Annotated in this window: 16 protein-coding genes and 1 pseudogene; 9 read left to right on the top strand and 8 right to left on the bottom strand. The window is 73.0% G+C overall.

What is annotated here, in order from left to right; all coding sequences use genetic code 11:
• Positions 1–12: 12 nt before the first annotated feature.
• Positions 13–204, bottom strand: a complete 192-nt coding sequence (locus tag GTY67_RS35450) for a hypothetical protein (RefSeq protein ID WP_343238744.1) — start codon at positions 202–204, stop codon at positions 13–15.
• Here GTY67_RS35450 and GTY67_RS35455 point away from each other — a divergent pair.
• Positions 188–265 (top strand): annotated as a pseudogene (locus GTY67_RS35455) (DUF397 domain-containing protein); the annotation flags it as partial. The gene GTY67_RS35450 and the pseudogene GTY67_RS35455 sit on opposite strands and share 17 nt — an antisense overlap.
• Before the next feature lie 66 nt (positions 266–331).
• On the opposite strand, the gene GTY67_RS07390 reads toward GTY67_RS35455, so the two are convergent.
• From GTY67_RS07390 to GTY67_RS07410, 5 genes are all read right to left on the bottom strand, one after another.
• Positions 332–3,487, bottom strand: coding sequence for an efflux RND transporter permease subunit (locus GTY67_RS07390; protein WP_161278147.1), 3,156 nt, complete (start codon positions 3,485–3,487; stop codon positions 332–334).
• A 234-nt stretch (positions 3,488–3,721) separates the two neighbouring features.
• The gene (locus tag GTY67_RS07395; protein WP_161278148.1) at positions 3,722–4,435 is read right to left on the bottom strand and encodes a response regulator transcription factor; all 714 of its coding nucleotides are present in this window, start codon (positions 4,433–4,435) and stop codon (positions 3,722–3,724) included.
• A complete protein-coding gene (locus tag GTY67_RS07400) occupies positions 4,432–5,781 on the bottom strand; it encodes a sensor histidine kinase (RefSeq protein WP_161278149.1) in 1,350 nt (449 codons plus the stop codon). Before GTY67_RS07400 ends, GTY67_RS07395 begins: the two co-directional genes overlap by 4 nt.
• A gap of 162 nt (positions 5,782–5,943) precedes the next feature.
• A complete protein-coding gene (locus GTY67_RS07405; RefSeq protein WP_093693009.1) occupies positions 5,944–6,222 on the bottom strand; it encodes a hypothetical protein in 279 nt (92 codons plus the stop codon).
• A gap of 13 nt (positions 6,223–6,235) precedes the next feature.
• Entirely contained in the window at positions 6,236–7,018 is a 783-nt protein-coding gene (locus tag GTY67_RS07410; protein ID WP_018511919.1) for a PspA/IM30 family protein, read from the bottom strand.
• Between the two features lie 299 nt (positions 7,019–7,317).
• Here GTY67_RS07410 and GTY67_RS07415 point away from each other — a divergent pair, with 299 nt between their 5' ends.
• From GTY67_RS07415 to GTY67_RS07425, 3 genes are all read left to right on the top strand, one after another.
• Positions 7,318–7,917, top strand: coding sequence for a DUF3043 domain-containing protein (locus tag GTY67_RS07415; protein WP_093693010.1), 600 nt, complete (start codon positions 7,318–7,320; stop codon positions 7,915–7,917).
• A 92-nt stretch (positions 7,918–8,009) separates the two neighbouring features.
• On the top strand, positions 8,010–8,717 hold the full coding sequence (locus GTY67_RS07420) for a methyltransferase domain-containing protein (RefSeq protein WP_161279978.1): 708 nt from the start codon (positions 8,010–8,012) through the stop codon (positions 8,715–8,717).
• A gap of 76 nt (positions 8,718–8,793) precedes the next feature.
• Complete coding sequence (locus GTY67_RS07425) at positions 8,794–9,885, top strand: trypsin-like peptidase domain-containing protein (protein WP_161278150.1); 1,092 nt, start codon at positions 8,794–8,796, stop codon at positions 9,883–9,885.
• Between the two features lie 57 nt (positions 9,886–9,942).
• Here the strand turns inward: GTY67_RS07425 and GTY67_RS07430 are convergent, their stop codons facing one another.
• Positions 9,943–10,152: a hypothetical protein gene (locus GTY67_RS07430; RefSeq protein WP_003969611.1), complete on the bottom strand. Its 210-nt coding sequence runs from the start codon at positions 10,150–10,152 to the stop codon at positions 9,943–9,945.
• A 78-nt stretch (positions 10,153–10,230) separates the two neighbouring features.
• Here GTY67_RS07430 and GTY67_RS07435 point away from each other — a divergent pair, with 78 nt between their 5' ends.
• The 4 genes from GTY67_RS07435 (at position 10,231) to GTY67_RS07450 (ending at position 15,538) form a co-directional block, all read left to right on the top strand.
• Positions 10,231–11,433: a bifunctional adenosylcobinamide kinase/adenosylcobinamide-phosphate guanylyltransferase gene (locus GTY67_RS07435; protein ID WP_093693012.1), complete on the top strand. Its 1,203-nt coding sequence runs from the start codon at positions 10,231–10,233 to the stop codon at positions 11,431–11,433.
• 312 nt (positions 11,434–11,745) lie between these two features.
• The gene (gene cobT / locus GTY67_RS07440) at positions 11,746–12,855 is read left to right on the top strand and encodes a nicotinate-nucleotide--dimethylbenzimidazole phosphoribosyltransferase (RefSeq protein WP_161278151.1); all 1,110 of its coding nucleotides are present in this window, start codon (positions 11,746–11,748) and stop codon (positions 12,853–12,855) included.
• A 101-nt stretch (positions 12,856–12,956) separates the two neighbouring features.
• Positions 12,957–14,810 carry a phosphatidylglycerol lysyltransferase domain-containing protein gene (locus GTY67_RS07445; protein ID WP_161278152.1) on the top strand — a complete coding sequence of 618 codons (1,854 nt, stop codon included), beginning with the start codon at positions 12,957–12,959 and terminating at the stop codon, positions 14,808–14,810.
• On the top strand, positions 14,807–15,538 hold the full coding sequence (locus GTY67_RS07450; protein WP_161278153.1) for a hypothetical protein: 732 nt from the start codon (positions 14,807–14,809) through the stop codon (positions 15,536–15,538). Before GTY67_RS07445 ends, GTY67_RS07450 begins: the two co-directional genes overlap by 4 nt.
• Here the strand turns inward: GTY67_RS07450 and GTY67_RS07455 are convergent.
• Positions 15,478–16,242: a hypothetical protein gene (locus GTY67_RS07455; RefSeq protein WP_093693015.1), complete on the bottom strand. Its 765-nt coding sequence runs from the start codon at positions 16,240–16,242 to the stop codon at positions 15,478–15,480. The genes GTY67_RS07450 and GTY67_RS07455 overlap by 61 nt on opposite strands.
• A gap of 88 nt (positions 16,243–16,330) precedes the next feature.
• Here GTY67_RS07455 and GTY67_RS07460 point away from each other — a divergent pair, with 88 nt between their 5' ends.
• Entirely contained in the window at positions 16,331–17,113 is a 783-nt protein-coding gene (locus GTY67_RS07460) for an adenosylcobinamide-GDP ribazoletransferase (protein WP_161278154.1), read from the top strand.
• The last annotated feature ends 75 nt before the right edge of the window (positions 17,114–17,188 follow it).

The raw sequence follows: 17,188 nt of genomic DNA on the forward strand, positions 1-17,188 counted from the left end.
CCCGCTCACCGTTCAGCCGGCGCCCTCCAGCCGCCCGCCCCGGCTCGCCGCGATCCGCAGGGTGTCCCCCAGCGACTCGGCGGGCCGGGCGCCGGCGAACCGCAGCTCCCGCTCCCCCACCACGGATTCCGCCAGCAACTCCACCGGCGGCGAATGCGTCCAGGTCAGCGACGACTTCCCCGTACGCGACAGCAAGAACCCCACCGGACCCGCGCCCGTCCTCCGGGCCGCCGCCTGGAGCGCGTTCGTCTCCTCGGTCACGTAGGCCGGGAACCCGAAGGGGCCCGTCCCACGCGCGTGCGTGCGTGGGACGGGCCCCTTCCCCTTGCCGTCAGGCCTTCGCGGGCTCGGCCTCCTTCGTCTCCTCCGGCTCCGGCTGCGCCGGGACGCCCGCCTTGGCCGCGCGCTTGGCGGCCTTCTTGTCGGCGCGGCGCTCCTTGCGGAGTTCGACGATCGCGTACAGCGTCGGGACGAGCAGCAGCGTCAGCAGCGTGGAGCTGATCAGGCCGCCGATCACCACGACGCCCAGCGGCTGCGAGATGAAGCCGCCCTCGCCGGTGACGCCGAGCGCCATCGGGAGCAGGGCGAAGATGGTCGCGAGCGCCGTCATCAGGATCGGGCGGAAGCGGTGGCGGCCGCCCTCGATGACGGCTTCGACGATGCCGAGGCCGCGCGAGCGGTACTGGTTGATCAGGTCGATCAGCACGATCGCGTTGGTGACCACGATGCCGATGAGCATCAGCATGCCGATCATCGCGGGGACGCCCAGCGGGGTGCCCGTGATGAGCAGGAGGCCGATGGCGCCGGTCGCCGCGAACGGGACCGAGACCAGCAGGATCAGCGGCTGGATGAGCGACCGGAAGGTGGCCACCAGCAGCATGAAGACGATCGCGATGGCCGCCAGCATGGCGAGGCCGAGCTTGGCGAAGGCCTCGTTCTGGTCCTCGGTGACGCCGCCGATGGTGGCGGTGGCGCCCTCGGGGAGGTCCAGCGCGTCGATCTTCGAGGCGAGGGTGGTGCTGATCGCGCCGGTGTTGTCGCCGACGGGCTTGGCGGTGATGGTCGCCGCCCGCTGGCCGTCGATGCGGGTCATCGAGACCGGGCCGGGGACCAGCTCCACCGTGGCGATGTCGCCGAGCTTGACCGGGCCGAGCGGCAGGGCCTTCAGTTCGGCCATGGTGGCCGTCGGGCGGGCGGACCTGATGACGACGTCGCGCTCGGTGTCGTCCAGCATCGCGGTGCCGGCCGGAGTGCCGCGTACGGCTCCGGCGACGATGCCGCCCAGGGTTGTGGAGTCGAATCCGGCGGCGGCCGCCTTCTCGTCGGCCGTGACGGAGATGCGCGGGACGCTCTGCGCCAGGTCGCTCTGGACGTCGGTGACGTCCTTGATCGTGGCGACCTCCGTACGGACCGCTTCCGCCGCCTTCTTCAGGACCTCGGCGTCGGACGCCTTGACCACGACGCTGAGGTCCTGGGAGCCGAAGCCGTCGCCCGCCGCGATGGTGGTGTCGCCGATGCCGTCCAGCTTGCCGAGGGCTTCGGAGATGCGGTCCTGGGCGTCCTCGTAGTCCGCCGCGTCCTTCAGCGTGACCTGGTAGGACGCCTGGTTGGAGCCCGTACCGCCGCCGAAGGCCGCCATGAAGCCGGAGGAGCCGACGGTGACCTGGTAGTCCTTGACGCCCTTGTCGTCGGTGAGGACCTTCTCGACCTTGCGGGCCGCCTCGTCGGCGGCCTGGAGGCTGGTGCCGGGTTCCAGCTTCTGCTTGACGGTGAGGACTTCCTGCTCGCCCGCGTCGAAGAAGTTGGTCTTGAGGAGGGGGAGCATGCCGAAGGTGGCGATGAGCACGGCGACGGCGATGACCAGGCTGGTGACCCGGCGGCGGGTCGCGAAGCGCAGGACGGGGACGTACAGGCGCTGGAGCTTGCTCGCCGCCTCCTTCTCCTCCGCGAGGCGCCGGGCCTCCGCCGCGTCCTCGGGGGTGCCCTTGGGGGCGCGCAGGAACCAGTAGGAGAGGACCGGGACCACCGTGAGCGAGACCAGCAGCGAGGCCAGGAGCGCGGCGGTGACGGTCAGCGAGAACGAGCCGAAGAGCTGGCCGACCATGCCGCCGACCAGACCGATGGGCAGGAAGACGGCGACGGTGGTGAGCGTGGCGGAGGTGACCGCTCCGGCCACCTCCTTGACCGCGGTGATGATCGCCTCGTGGCGCTCCTCGCCGTAGCCGAGGTGCCGCTTGATGTTCTCCAGGACCACGATCGAGTCGTCGACGACCCGGCCGATCGCGATGGTCAGCGCGCCGAGCGTCAGCATGTTCAGCGACAGGTCGCGGGTCCACAGCACGATCAGCGCGAGGACCACCGAGAGCGGGATGGAGACCGCGGTGACCAGGGTGGAGCGGATCGAGGCGAGGAAGACCAGGATCACCAGGACGGCGAAGACCAGGCCGAGCGCGCCCTCGGTGGTGAGACCGGAGATCGACTTGGAGACGGCCGGGCCCTGGTCGGAGACGACGGTCAGCTCGGCACCCGCGCCGAGGTCCTTACGGAGGTCGGGAAGCTTGTCCTGGACGGCGTCGGAGATGGCGACGGCGCTGCCGTCCTTGTCCATCGTGGCCATCACGGCGAGGCTGGGCCGGCCGTTGGTCCGGGTGATGGAGACCGCGGTGGACGGCTCCTGCTTCACCTCGGCGACGTCACCGAGCCGGACCGGCCCGGCCGGTGCGTCCGAACCGCCCGCCGGGTCCTTGGCGACGACCTGGAGGTCCTCGATCTGCTTCAGCGAGGTGTAGCCGCCGCCGACCTGGATGGTGCGGTTCTTGCCGGCCTCGGAGAAGGAGCCGGCCGGGAGCGTGGCGCCGCCCGCCTGGAGGGCCTGGGCGAGCGTGCCCGCGTTCAGGCCGGCCGCGGCGAGCTTCCTGTCGTCGGGGACGACGGAGACCTGGAGCTCCTGGACGCCGTCCACCGTGACCTGGCCGACGCCGTCGATGTCCTGGAGGGCGGGGACGACCGTGCGGTCCAGCTGGTCGGCGAGCGCCTGCTGGTCCTTGTCGGAGGTGACGGCGAGGACCACGGTCGGGATGTCGTCCGTGGAACCGGCGATGACCTGCGGGTCGACCGTCGGGGGCAGCTGGGCGCGGGCCCGGTTCACCGCCTGCTGGATGTCGGCGACGAGCTGCTTGGTGCCCTCGTCGCCGAAGTCGAAGGTCGCCATGATGAGGGCGTTGCCCTCGCTGGCGGTGGAGGTGATGCCCTCGACGCCGTCGACGGCCTTGAGGGAGTTCTCCAGGGGTTCGACGACCTGCTTCTCCACCACATCGGGGGACGCACCCGGGTAGGGGGCGAGCACCGAGACCATCGGGAGTTCGATGGTGGGCAGCAGCTGTTGCTTGAGCTGCGGGATCGCAATCGCGCCGAAGACGAGCGCGACGACCGAGATCAGCCCGATCAGGGCCCGCTGCGCGAGGCTGAATCTGGACAGCCAGGACATGGGTGGGTCTCTCTTCTGTGGCGTGCGAGACGGACGGGCGGGAGAGCGGGGACCTGGGGTCCGGGGCCCGTGATGGGGTCCGTTCCGGGGGTCCGCGCGGGGGACAAGCCCGCCCGCTTATACGATCTCCGACCCGGATCGCCCGGACGTCGGTCCCCGGGCTGCTTTCTTATGCCGCGCATACCGCAGGTGGAGTACGCCGTCTCTCCACCCTCCGCGCCCTGCGGCTCCGCCTCACTCCACCCGGGGGCGTACCAGGCCCGACTCGTACGCGATGACGACCAGTTGGGCCCGGTCCCGGGCCGCGACCTTGGCCATCGCCCGGTTCACATGGGTCTTGACGGTGAGCGGGCTGACCTGGAGCCGCTCGGCGATCCGGTCGTTGGAGTGGCCGCCCGCCACCAGGACGAGCACCTCCCGCTCGCGCACGGTGAGCGCGGCCAGCCGCTCCCCGTACTCCGCGCTGTCCGGCCCCTCCCCCGAACTCCCGCCCTGCGCCAGGAAGGTGGCGATGAGCCCCTTGGTCGCCGCCGGGGAGAGCAGCGCCTCGCCCGCCGCCGCGATCCGGATCGCGCTGAGCAGCTCCTCCGGCTCGGCGCCCTTGCCGAGGAAGCCGGAGGCTCCGGCGCGCAGGGCCTGGACCACGTACTCGTCGACCTCGAACGTGGTGAGCATGACCACCCGCACCGCGGCCAGCGCCGGGTCGGCGCTGATCATGCGGGTGGCGGCGAGCCCGTCCGTGCCCGGCATCCGGATGTCCATCAGCACCACGTCGGCGCCGGTCGCGCGGGCCAGCTCCACGGCCTGCGCGCCGTCGGCCGCCTCGCCGACGACCTCCATGTCGGGTTCGGAGTCCACCAGCACCCGGAACGCGCTGCGCAGCAGGGCCTGGTCGTCCGCGAGCAGCACCTTGATGGGCGGCTCGGAGGTGGTTGCGGACTGGGTCATCGGCGCTCCCCCGTCGTGGCCGCCGGTCCTGGCGGTTCCGGTTCACCCGTGCGGGCCTCGATGGGCAGGATCGCATGGACCCGGAACCCGCCCCCGTAGCGAGGTCCCGCCGTGAGGGCGCCGCCGAGGGCGGTGACGCGTTCGCGCATGCCGAGGAGACCGTGGCCGCCGCCGTCGGGGGCGCCTTGGGCGTCGGTGCTGTTGCCGGTGCCGGTGCCGTCCGGGGCGCCGGTGCCGTCCGCCGGGTGGCCGCCGCTGCCCGGGCCCGGGCGACCGGCCGCGCTCCCCCGGCCGTTGTCCAGGACCGTGATCTCGGCGGTGGCTCCGACCCGTACGACGCTCACCTCGGCCCTCGCTCCGGCGCCCGCGTGTTTGCGTACGTTGGTCAGCGCCTCCTGGATGACCCGGTACGCGGCCAGGTCGACGGCGGCGGGGAGCTTCGGGCCCCGGTCGGCGCCGGCCACCTCTACGGGGAGCCCGGCGTTGCGGAAGGTGTCCACCAGCCCGTCCAGGACCGCGAGGCCGGGGGCCGGTTCGGTGGGCGCCTCGGGGTCGCCGGACTGGCGCAGCAGCCCGACGGTGACCCGGAGTTCGTTGAGCGCCGAGCGGCTGGCATCCCGTACGTGGGCGAGCGCCTCCTTGGCCTGGTCGGGGCGCTTGTCCATGACGTGGGCGGCGACCCCGGCCTGCACGTTGACCAGGGCGATGTGGTGGGCGACGACGTCGTGGAGGTCCCGGGCGATCCGCAGCCGCTCCTCGGCGACGCGGCGGCGGGCCTCCTCCTCGCGGGTGCGCTCGGCCCGCTCCGCGCGCTCCCGGATCGCGTCGACGAAGGCGCGGCGGCTGCGTACGGCGTCCCCGGCGGCCGACGCCATCCCGGTCCAGGCGAAGACGCCGAGGTTCTCCTGGCTGTACCAGGGCGTGGAGCCGAAGGCCATCGCGGCGACCGTCAGGATCCCCATGGTCAGCAGGCCGACCCGCCAGGTGGTGGGGCGGTCGGTGCGCGAGGCGACGGTGTAGAGCGCGATGACGGTGCTCATCACGACCGGGGCCGGCGGGTCCGTGAAGATGTACTCGGTGGCCGTGAACACCCCGGTCACCGCGAGGACCGCCATGGGGTGGCGTCGGCGCAGGACGAGGGCCGAGGCCGCCAGCACCATCAGCAGCACGCTGAACGCCCCGGGGGTGCGGGTCCCGAACGTCGGCCCGTGCCCCTTGCCCGGGTCCGCGAACGAGCCGCAGATCATCGCCACGAGGACACAGAACGCCAGGGTGGCGTCGAACGCGAGGGGGTGGTCCCGCAGCCAGCGGCGGGCGCGCGCGAACCCGGAGGGAAGGGTGGTCACGTCCAGCAACGGTACGGCGTGCCGCCCACGGATCCGTCTCCGCGGGGTGCCGATACGACCACGGAACCGTACGCCGGGGGCGGGCGTGTACAGCACTGTGCCCCGCACCGGGCGGGCCGGACGCGGGGCACAGCTGCGTGAGTGCTGGTGGAGCAGGTACGTCTAGTTCGGGATGAGCCCGTCGTCGCTGAGCATGGCGCGCACCTCTTCGAGGGTCGCGTCGGGCGCCGGCAGGATCAGCTCCGACGGCTCCAGGGAGTCGTCGGGGAGCGGAGTGCCGAGCTCACGCACCTTGTCGAGGAGTGCGTGGAGCGTGGTGCGGAAGCCGGGGCCGTCCCCGCTGTCCATCTCCTTGAGCAGGAGATCGTCCAGCTCGTTCAGCTCCGCGAAGTGACTGTCGGCCAGCTTGACCTGGCCCTCCCCCATGATCCGTACGATCATGACGCCGCCCTCACTACTGCTTGTCGAACTTGTGCGGGGACTGCTGCGACTGCTGTGTGCCGTCCTGGGCACCGCCCTCGATCGCCTGCTGCGAGGACGAGGAGCCGCCGGCCAGCTCGGCCTTCATGCGTTGCAGCTCCAGCTCCACGTCCGAACCGCCGGAGATCCGGTCCAGCTCGGCGGCGATGTCGTCCTTCGCCGTGCCGGTCGGGTCGTCCAGGGCACCGGAGGCGAGCAGCTCGTCGATGGCGCCGGCCCGCGCCTGGAGCTGCTGCGTCTTGTCCTCGGCCCGCTGGATCGCCAGGCCGACGTCGCCCATCTCCTCGGAGATGCCGGAGAAGGCCTCGCCGATCCGGGTCTGCGCCTGGGCCGCCGTGTAGGTGGCCTTGATGGTCTCCTTCTTGGTGCGGAAGGCATCCACCTTGGCCTGGAGCCGCTGGGCCGCGAGGGTGAGCTTCTCCTCCTCGCCCTGCAGCGTGGTGTGCTGCGTCTCCAGGTCGGTGACCTGCTGCTGGAGGGCGGCGCGCCGGGACAGCGCCTCGCGCGCCAGGTCCTCACGGCCGAGCGCCAGCGCCTTGCGGCCCTGGTCCTCCAGCTTGGACGACTGGCCCTGCAACTGGTTCAGCTGCAACTCCAGCCGCTTGCGGGACGTCGCGACGTCCGCGACGCCGCGGCGCACCTTCTGAAGCAGCTCCAGCTGCTTCTGGTACGAGTAATCCAGGGTCTCGCGCGGATCCTCGGCCCGGTCAAGGGCCTTGTTTGCCTTCGCGCGGAAAAGCATCCCCATACGCTTCATGACACCGCTCATGGGCTTCGCGCGCCCCCTTCTGACGGACTGAGCTCCAGCACTCCCGATAGAACCCACAGTACGGGTCCTGCCTCTATTACCGCACTGTTCGAGTCCCGATGTGCTCCTCCCCAAGGACGACTGCCCCCTGCCGCCGCTCCCGCCCAGGGTGTAGACGACGGTCAGGGAAACCCGTGGTAAACGCCCCTTCTGCCCCTGTCGGGGTGCTTACAGGGACGCCGTCCGTTGCCGGATCGTTCCCGCCCGGGTCCACGAGCCCGTATCCCGACCCCGTACCCTTGGGTTTTGTGTTCCGTAGCCGTGCCAAGACAGAGAAGGCCCCCACCGACAAGGTGACGGCGGACCTCTCCAAGCAGCCCCGCGACCCGCAGGCTCCCAAGGGTCGCCCCACCCCCAAGCGCAGCGAGGCCCAGACGCAGCGCCGACGCGCCGCGTCCAGCGCGCCGACCGACCGCAAGGCGGCCGTGAAGCGCCAGCGCGAAGCGCGCCGCGCCGACCTGGCCCGCCAGCGTGAGGCGCTCGCGTCGGGCGACGAGCGCTACCTCCCGGTCCGCGACAAGGGCCCGGTGCGGCGCTTCGTCCGTGACTTCGTGGACTCGCGCTTCTGCGTCGCCGAGTGGTTCCTGCCGCTCGCCGTGGTCATCCTGATCCTCAGCGTGATCCAGGTGCAGAACATCCAGACCATCTCGCTGATGCTCTGGATGGGTGTGATCATCCTGATCGTGCTGGACTCGATCAGTCTGTCGATCCGCCTGAAGAAGCAGCTGCGGGAGCGTTTCCCGGACACCCCCAAGCGCGGAGCCGTCGCCTACGGTCTGATGCGCACGCTCCAGATGCGTCGTCTGCGGCTCCCGAAGCCGCAGGTCAAGCGCGGAGAGCGGCCCTGAGCACGGAGACCTCCGGCTCCACCGGCGTCTCTCCGGCGGGCCCGGACGCAGTGCGCGCCCCCGGCGGCGTACGCGAGACCGTCCGCCAGGAGCTGGTCGCCCGGCAGCTGGACGAGCAGATAGCCGGGCGGTTCCCGGTCGGCCAGCGGCTGCGCATCCTGGACGTCGGCATGGGCCGGGGGGTGCAGGCGCTGCGTCTGGCGCGGGCCGGTCACTCGGTGACCGGTCTGGAGTCGGACGCCGAGCTGCTGCGCGCGGCCCGCGAGGCCCTGGCGACCGAGCCCGAGGGCATCCGGGAGCGGATGAAGCTGATCGAGGGGGACGGCCGGGAGACCGGTGTGCACTTCCTGCCGGGCAGCTTCGACGTGGTGCTCTGCCACGGGGTCCTGATGTACGTCGAGGAGCCCGACCCGATGCTCGCCGGGCTGGCCCGGATGCTGGCGCCGGGCGGACTGCTCTCGCTGCTCGTACGGAACGCGGACGCCCTGGCGATGCGCCCCGGGCTCGGCGGCGACTTCGGCGCGGCTCTGGAGGCCTTCGACTCCGCGACGTACACGAACGACCTCGGCCTCACCGTGCGGGCCGACCGCCTCGAAGCGCTGCGGGCCACCCTGGCGGGGATCGCCGCCCCGCTGCACGCCTGGTACGGCGTGCGGGTCTTCACCGACAACACGGCCGACGGCACCGAGCTGCCCGCCGACGAGCTGGAGCGGGTGCTGGCCCTGGAGGACCGGGCCGGGCGGACCGACCCGTACCGGGGTGTCGCGGCGCTGCTCCACCTGTGCGGAGTGCGCGGCTAGCAGGCGGGCGGGGGCGGTCCCTCGTTCGGCCCATCAGCACAGGCACCCGAAAGGGCGGGTCCACCAGACTCCGGATATGGACGCATCCCCCTCCCACCGCTCCGTGCGGCGCCTGCTGCTCCCCCTGTCCGCGGGTGTCTGCGCGCTCGCCCTGGCGGCCGGCTGCTCCGGCACGAACCCGGCGGCGGCCCCCGCGCCGGAGGCCAGCCCCTCCGCCACGGCCCAGGGCTCCGCGACCCGTGACACCGACGATCTGCAAAGCGCCTACCAGGCGGTCATCAACGATGTGCTGCCCTCGGTGGTGCAGATCGACGCGTCGAACAGCCTCGGTTCCGGGATCGTCTACGACGACAAGGGCCATATCGTCACCAATGCCCATGTGATCGGCGACGAGAAGAAGTTCAAGGTCACCGTCGCCACCGGGGAGGCGGTGCTGAACGCCTCGCTGGTCTCCTCCTACCCGGAGCAGGACCTGGCGGTCATCAAGCTGGACGATGTGCCCGACGGGCTGAGGGCCGCGAAGTTCGGCGACGCGGAGAAGGTCGAGGTGGGGCAGATCGTGATGGCGATGGGCTCGCCGCTCGGCCTCTCCAGCAGCGTCACCCAGGGCATCGTCTCGGCGCTCGGCCGGACCGTCAGCGAGAGCCGGGCGGGCGGTGGCACGGGCGCGACGATCGCCAACATGGTGCAGACCTCGGCGGCGATCAACCCGGGCAACAGCGGCGGGGCGCTGGTCAACCTGAACAGCGAGGTGATCGGCATCCCGACCCTCGCGGCGACCGACCCGCAGATGGGCGACAGCGCGGCGCCGGGCATCGGCTTCGCGATCCCCGTCTCGATGGTGCGGACGGTCGCCGACCAGATCATCAAGGACGGCCGGGTCACCGACTCGGGCCGGGCCGCGCTGAACATCACCGGCCGTACGGTCGTCGACGACTCCTACCGGCCGGCCGGGGTGGCGCTGGTGAGCGTGGAGCGGGGCGGGGCGGCGGACGAGGCGGGGCTGCGGCCCGGGGACATCATCACGAAGATCGGCGACACCGCCGTCACCACCATCACCTCGCTCTCCGAGGCGCTGGCGGGCGGCAAGCCGGGCGACGAGGCGACCGTGACGTACACGCGGGACGGCGACAGCCGGACGGCCGAGGTCACGCTCGGGGAGATCTGAGACCCGCATACGGGAGGGGCGGTACGGGAGCCCCCGTACCGCCCCTCCGCACAGTCCTCAGGCGCCGTCGGCCTGAAGGCTCATCGGGCCGTAGATCTTGGTCGAGTCCTCGAAGAGCGTCACCTGGGCGGCACCGCCCTCCAGGAGCTCCTTCCAGAACTCACCGATCCAGGACTCCGCGTCGCCCTGGGTGGTGAACTCCTCCGGCTGCAACGCCGGCTCCGTCTCCGTACCGTCGGACTTCTCGAACCGCCACGTCCACGCCATGTCCGCCTCCTGGGTCGCGTTGCTGCCCGAAGCCTAGCCGGGCGCGCACCTCGCGGGGGGACACGGGAGGATCAAGGTGTGGAACTGACTCTGCTCGGCACCGGAGCCCCCGACGGGCTGCCGCGCCCCTCCTGCCCCTGCGCCGCCTGCGCGACGGCCCGCGGCCCGTGGGCGCGCGCCGCGACCGCCCTGCTGGTCGACGACGCGCTGCTCCTCGACCTGACCCCGGGAGCGGTGTTCGCCGCGGCCCGCGCGGGCCGTTCGCTGGGCGCGGTGCGCCAGGTGCTGCTGACCCATCCGCACGACGGGCCCGCCGTGGAGCTGCCGCCCACCCTGCCGCCGGCCGGACGGGTGCCGGACGGCCAGGTGCTGACGCTGATCAGCGGGCACCGGGTGCGGGCGGTGCCGATGGACGCGCCGGGGACCGGTTACGAGGTGGGCTCCCCGGAGGGCGAGCGGCTGCTCTACCTGCCGCCGGGGGCCGCGCCCGCCGGTCTCGACGGGCGGCCGGAGAAGCCGTACGACCTGGTCGTCTGCGATGTGGTCGGGCGCCCCGACGCGGTGGCGCGGCTGCGGGCGGTCGGCGCGGTCGGCCCGGCCACCGAGGTGATCGCGGTCCATCTGGACCACGACGCCCCGCCGGGTGCGGCGCTGGACCGGCGCCTCGCGGCGGCCGGGGCGCGGGCGGTGCCGGACGGGACGACGCTGGTGGTGGGCGAGTACCCGGTGGTGCCGGACGTGCCGCGCCGGGTGCTGGTGACGGGGGGCGCCCGCTCGGGGAAGTCGCTGGAGGCTGAGCGGCGTCTTGAGACGTTCCCCGAGGTGGTGTACGTGGCGACCGGCGGGCGGCGCGAGGGGGACCCGGAGTGGGCGGCGCGGGTGGGGCTGCACCGGGAGCGCAGGCCGGGCGCGTGGCGGACCGAGGAGACCTGCGAGGTGGCGGAGCTGCTGGGCGCGGACGGGCCGCCGCTGCTGGTGGACTGCCTGTCGCTGTGGCTGACCGACGCGATGGACCGGGTGGAGGCCTGGGAGGACGTGCGGTGGCGGCACGGCGGCCAGGAGGCGTTGCGGGCGCGGGTCGCGGAGCTGGTGGCGGCGGTCCGCGCGACCCGGCGCCAGGTGGTGCTGGTGACCAACGAGGTGGGTGCGGGGGTGGTCCCGGCGACCCCGGCGGGACGGCGGTTCCGGGACGAGCTGGGGCGGCTGAACGCGGCGGTGGCGGCCGAGTGCGAGGAGGTGCTGCTGGTGGTGGCGGGGCAGGGGGTGGTGTTGCGGGGGTGAGGAGGCCGGCCGGGGCGGGGTCTCGCCGGGGTGATGAGGTCGGCCGGGTGGGGTGTCGTGGGCTGAGGAGGTCGGCCGGGACGGGGTGCCGCCGGGTGAGGAGATCAGGCGGGGCGTTGCCGGGTGAGGAGGTCGGCCGGGGCGGGGTGCCGCGGGGTGAGGAGGTGAGCCGGGGCCGGGCGTCGCGGGGTGAGGAGGCGTCCGTACGCGGGGCCCCGGCTCCTGCGGGCCGACCGGTACTGTTCCCGGCAGGGGCCCGCCGCCGGGTGCCCGGACCGGAAACCGACGTGACGACCCGCGAGGCAGACCTCCGTGAACCTGGACGACTTCTCCGACCTGATCGAACGCCCCGACGGGGGTGTACGGCGCGACGCCGAGGAACGGCGGGAGCGGCTGATCGTCCCGCCGGGGGCCCTGGGCCGGCTGGACGAGCTGGGCGAGTGGCTCAGCTCCGCGCAGCAGTCCGTACCGGTCAGGGCCGTCGCGCAGCCGCGCGTGGTGCTCTTCGCCGGTGACCACGGGGTTGCGGAGCTGGGCGTTTCGGGGCGCGCGGCGGGCACCACCCATGAGCTGGTGCGGGCCGCCCTCGACGGGGCGAGCCCGGTGGCGGTGCTGGCCCGGCGCTTCTCGGTGCCGCTGCGGATCGTGGACGCCGGGGTCGACTGCGACCCGGAGCTGCTGCCCGAGTCCGTCGTACGCCACCGGGTGCGGCGGGGATCGGGGCGCATCGACATCGAGGACGCCCTGACCGCCGAGGAGGCCGAGCAGGCCGTCCGCCTGGGCATGGCCATCGCCGACGAGGAGGCCGACTCCGGCACCGATCTGGTGGTGCTGGGCGACCTGAGCGTCGGCGGGACCACGGCCGCCGCCACCCTCATCGCCGCCCTCTGCGGTACGGACGCCTCCGTGGTGACCGGGCGCGGCGGTGCCGGCATCGACGACCTGGCCTGGATGCGCAAGTGCGCCGCGATCCGGGACGCGCTGCGCCGGGCCCGGCCGGTGCTCGGCGACCAGCTGGAGCTGCTGGCCACGGTGGGCGGGGCGGATCTGGCGGCGATGACCGGGTTCCTGCTCCAGTCGGCGGTGCGCCGGATGCCGGTGATCCTGGACGGGGTCGTCGCGGCGGCCTGTGCGCTGGTGGCGCAGCGGGCGGCGTTCCGGGCGCCGGACTGGTGGCTGGCCGGGCAGGTCAGCGGGGAGCCCGCGCAGTCGAAGGCGCTGGACCGGATGGCGCTGACCCCGCTGCTGGACCACGGGGTCACGGTGGGCGAGGGCACGGGGGCGCTGCTGGCCCTGCCGCTGGTGCAGGCGGCGGCCGCGTTCGCCGCCGAGCTGCCGGAGCGTACGCCGGTGGCGGAGGACGAGGACCACGACGAGGAGACCCCCGCCGAGGACGACGTGAAGGCACTGGACGCCACCTGAGCGGCCGGGGGCGGTGCGGGCGCACGAGCCGGCCCGCACCCCCCGCCCCCGGGCGGCCCCCACCGCCCCTATGTCCGTAATGCGCCATATGATCACCTCTCATGGGAGAGGTTCGATCGGCCGAAGAGGCAGCCCGGCGCAGCACCGCCCGGTCCCGGCGCAGCGCGGCGTTCGCCATCTGGTACCTGCGCATCGTCTCGTTCATCAATTTCCTGAGCGCCGTCTGGGTCACCCTCGGCCAGGACCTGCGCCGCCACAACACCGAGAACTACTTCACGCCGTACCTGCTCACGGCCGGGTTCTCCTCCGGGGTGATCGCCCTGTTCCTGGCGGTCACCATGCGGCGGCGCAAGCGGGCCGCGTGGATCGTGAACATGGTCCTGGGCGGACTGGTCCTGGTCGCGCTGGTCCTCGCGTTCTTCTTCGCGGAGATCCGGCAGCACGCCCAGAACTGGGTCTCGCTGGGGCTGACGGCCGCCTTCGTCGTGGCCCTGCTGCTGGGGCGGCGGGAGTTCTACGCCAAGGGCGACCGCTCCAACCCCAAGCTGGCGGCCCTGGTCGCCGTGGTGGGGCTGCTGGTCACCTCGCTCATCGCGACGGCCCTGGTCACCGTCGCCAACACCGCCCACGACGAGTACCGCTCCACCTTCCTGGACCGCTGGCGCTACGGCGCCCTGCGGCTGATCTCGGTGGCCGCCGACGACTCACGCTTCCCCGGGATCACCACCCCGGGGTGGGTCAACGTCGTCATCAACATCCTCTCCACGCTGCTGCTGATCGCCGTCGTGTACGCCGCGTTCCGCTCCCGCCGGGCCGTCGACCCGCTCTCCCCCGAGGACGAGGCGAAGCTGCGCGCCCTGCTGGACAAGCACGGCGACCGGGACTCGCTCGGCTACTTCGCGCTGCGCCGCGAGAAGAGCGCCGTGTGGTCCCCGACCGGGAAGGCGGCCGTGGTCTACCGCGTGGTCAGCGGGGTCTCGCTGGCCTCCGGCGACCCGATCGGCGACCCGGAGGCCTGGCCGGGCGCGATCGAACCGTGGCTCGCCGAGGCCCGCGAGCACGGCTGGATCCCCGCCGTGATGGGCGCGAGCGAGGAGGCGGGCACGGTCTACGCCCGGCACGGGATGGACGCGCTGGAGCTGGGTGACGAGGCGATCGTGGAGACGGCGGACTTCACCCTGGACGGGCGGGCGATGCGCGGGGTCCGCCAGGCCTACAACCGGGTCAAGCGCGCCGGTTACGAGGTGACGATCCGGCGCCACGCGGACATCCCCGAGGGCGAGATGGCCGAGCTGGTCCGGCGCGCGGACGACTGGCGCGACGGGGAGACCGAGCGCGGCTTCTCCATGGCGCTCGGCCGCCTCGGCGACCCGGCGGACGGACAGTGCGTGATGCTGGAGTGCCGGAACGGGGGCGAGGCCGGGAAGGCTGACGCCCAAGGGAAGGCGGACCCCCGAGGGAAGCCGGACGCCAAGGGGCAGACGGACACCGCCGCCGAACCCGGCGAACTCCGCGCGGTCCTCAGCTTCGTCCCCTGGGGCCCCCACGGCCTCTCCCTGGACCTGATGCGCCGTGACCGCGAGGCGGAGAACGGCCTGATGGAGTTCATGGTCATCCAGCTCCTCCAGCGCTCCGGCGAGATCGGGATCACTCAGGTCTCGCTCAACTTCGCCATGTTCCGCTCCGTCTTCGAGAGGGGATCGCGGCTCGGCGCGGGACCGGTGCTGAGGCTGTGGCGTGCGCTGCTGAGCTTCTTCTCGCGCTGGTGGCAGATCGAGTCGCTCTACCGGGCGAACGCCAAGTACCGACCGATCTGGGAGCCACGTTTCATGTTGTTCGAGAAGAGCGCCGACCTGGCGCGCATCTCCATCGCGGCGGGCCGCGCCGAAGGGTTCCTGGAAGCGCCGGGGCTGCCGAAGTGGCTGCACCGCGCGCGTCTCGGCGCCCCTAGATGAGCCGCTTCCCGGCGCTGCGCCGGGCCGCGCGGCGGGAGTGGGGCCCGCTCGCCACCACCGTACGGACGAGGCTCCACGACCACGGCGTACGGGCGCTCGCGCTGACCCTCACCGCGGTGGCGCTGACCGCGGCCGTCCAGCTGGTCCAGAACCAGGCGTGGGGTTACGGCCCGGTGCAGAACCTGGGGGCGGTGCGGGCCGAGGACCCGGTGTGGCTGGCTCTGCTGCGTACCCCGCTGTCCCTCTTCGTCCCCGCCCTCGACCTGCCGGTGTGGGGTGCGCTGGCGCAGATCCTGCTGGTGTTCGGCATCGCGGAGGTGTGCCTGGGGCGGTGGCGCACCCTCGCGATCGCGTACGTGGCCACGCTGGCGGGGACCCTGTACGCCCGGGCCGGGATCGCCCTCGGCCCGGACGCGTTCCTGGGGCTGCCGGCCTCGGACGCGCAGGTGGTGGACACCGGGCCCTCGGCGGCGGTGGTGGGGCTCGCGGTGTACGTCTGCCACGCCTACCGGGCCTGGTTCACCGGGGTGCTGGTGGTGGTCGCGATGATGGTGGAGGTCCTGGTCAAGGACAACCTGGCGGGCCGGGAACATCTGGCGTCCATCGCCGCCGTCCTGGTGGTCTGTGCCGTACGGGAGTGGCTCGGGCGGCGGCGGACGGACGGCGGTCAGGGCTTGCGGGCGGGCGGCAGCGGGACCCGGTCGGGGGCGCCGCCGATGAGGTCCTGAAACTTCCGGCGGGGCCCCGCCCACCGCACATCGTGGTGGTAGGCGCGCAGCACCGCCTTGGAGCGGGCCCGATGGCGGTCGCGGTAGAACCGCTTGGCCCACGGCGAGGTGGGGCGGGCCAGCCGGAGCGCGCCGATCAGCGCGACGAACGGGACGAGGGTGCCGAGCACGGCCATCCGGGTCTTGCCCTTGAACAGCGCGACCAGGACGAAGCAGAAGTTGATGGCGTACGAGGTGATGACGCCGAGCCTGCTCTGCTGCTCCTCGTCGCTCACGTCATCCACGCCGAGCGGTGAGAACCCCGCCAGGACCAGTGCCACCAGCGAGGCCGTCAGCACGACCACCTCCACGCTCTGGCGGCCCTCCTCGGTCCAGTACACATCGTCCAGATGCAGGATCAGCGCGAACTCGTCCAGCACCAGCCCGGCCCCGACCCCGAAGATCACCGCGCAGATCCCGGCGGCCACGCCGTGCCGCCCGGCGGCCACCGCGCCGAAGCCGCCGACCACCGTCAGCACGACCCCGGGCACCACGTGGTGGATGTGGATGCCGCCCGGGGTGATGTTGCGGAACGGGCCCTTCCCCGCGCGGATCATCCGCGTGATCGTGCGGGTGATCGCGAAGGTGAGGACGAAGGCGGCCAGCGCGAGGAGCAGCGGGAGCTTGCCCGGTTCGGCGATGTTGGTGTGCCACCAGTTGCCCATGCCACCCACTCCCGATACACCCAGTTCTGCGGCTTTTCCGACGTTTCCGCCAATCTATCCGCGCACGGGAGCGGCTAACCTGCCCGCGGTGACCTCCCTGAACAGCCACGGCCTGCGCTTCGCCTTCGGCACCCTCACCGTGCTGCCCGTCCGCGTGACCCGCTGGGACCGCGAAACCGCCAGGGCCGGCATGGTCTGCGCCCCCCTCGCCGGGTTCGTCGTCGGCCTGCTCGCCGCCGCGCTCGGCACGCTGTCGCTGCTGGCCGGATCGGGGCCGCTGCTCGCGGCGGTCGCCTCGGTCGCGGTGCCCGCCGCCCTCACCCGGGGGCTGCATCTGGACGGCCTCGCCGACACGGCGGACGGGCTGGGCAGCGGGAAGCCGGCCGAGGACGCGCTGCGGATCATGAAGCAGTCCGACATTGGGCCGTTCGGTGTCATCACCCTGCTCCTGGTACTGCTGGCCCAGGTCGCGGTCCTCTTCGAGCTGTACGGGCAGGGGTGGGCGCACGGGGCGCTCGGGGCGCTCGTCGCGGCGGTCGCCGCCCGGCTCGCGCTCACCCTGGCGTCCCGTCAGGGCGTCCCGGCGGCCCGGCCGGAGGGGCTCGGCGCGGTGGTGGCGGCCACGGTCCCGGTGGGGCGGGCGGTGCTTGTGGCGGGCGTGGCGGTGGCGGTGTGCGCGGCGGCGGGTGCGGTGTTCGGCGGGTACGGGGCGGTGCACCACGCGCTCGCCGTGCTGGGCGCCCTGGCCGCCGCCGAGGTGCTGCTGCGCCACTGCGTGCGGCGGTTCGGCGGGGTGACCGGGGACGTGTTCGGCGGGGTGGCGGAGACGGCGGCGACGGCGGCCCTGGTGGTGCTGGCGCTCGGCCCCTGACCTCCGTACGACCGGTCGGGACCCTGCCTCGTACCGCCGGAACCGACCGCCTTACCGGTCCGGAACGGCCCGCCG

The sequence above is a fragment of the Streptomyces sp. SID8374 genome (assembly GCF_009865135.1).
Taxonomy (GTDB): domain Bacteria; phylum Actinomycetota; class Actinomycetes; order Streptomycetales; family Streptomycetaceae; genus Streptomyces.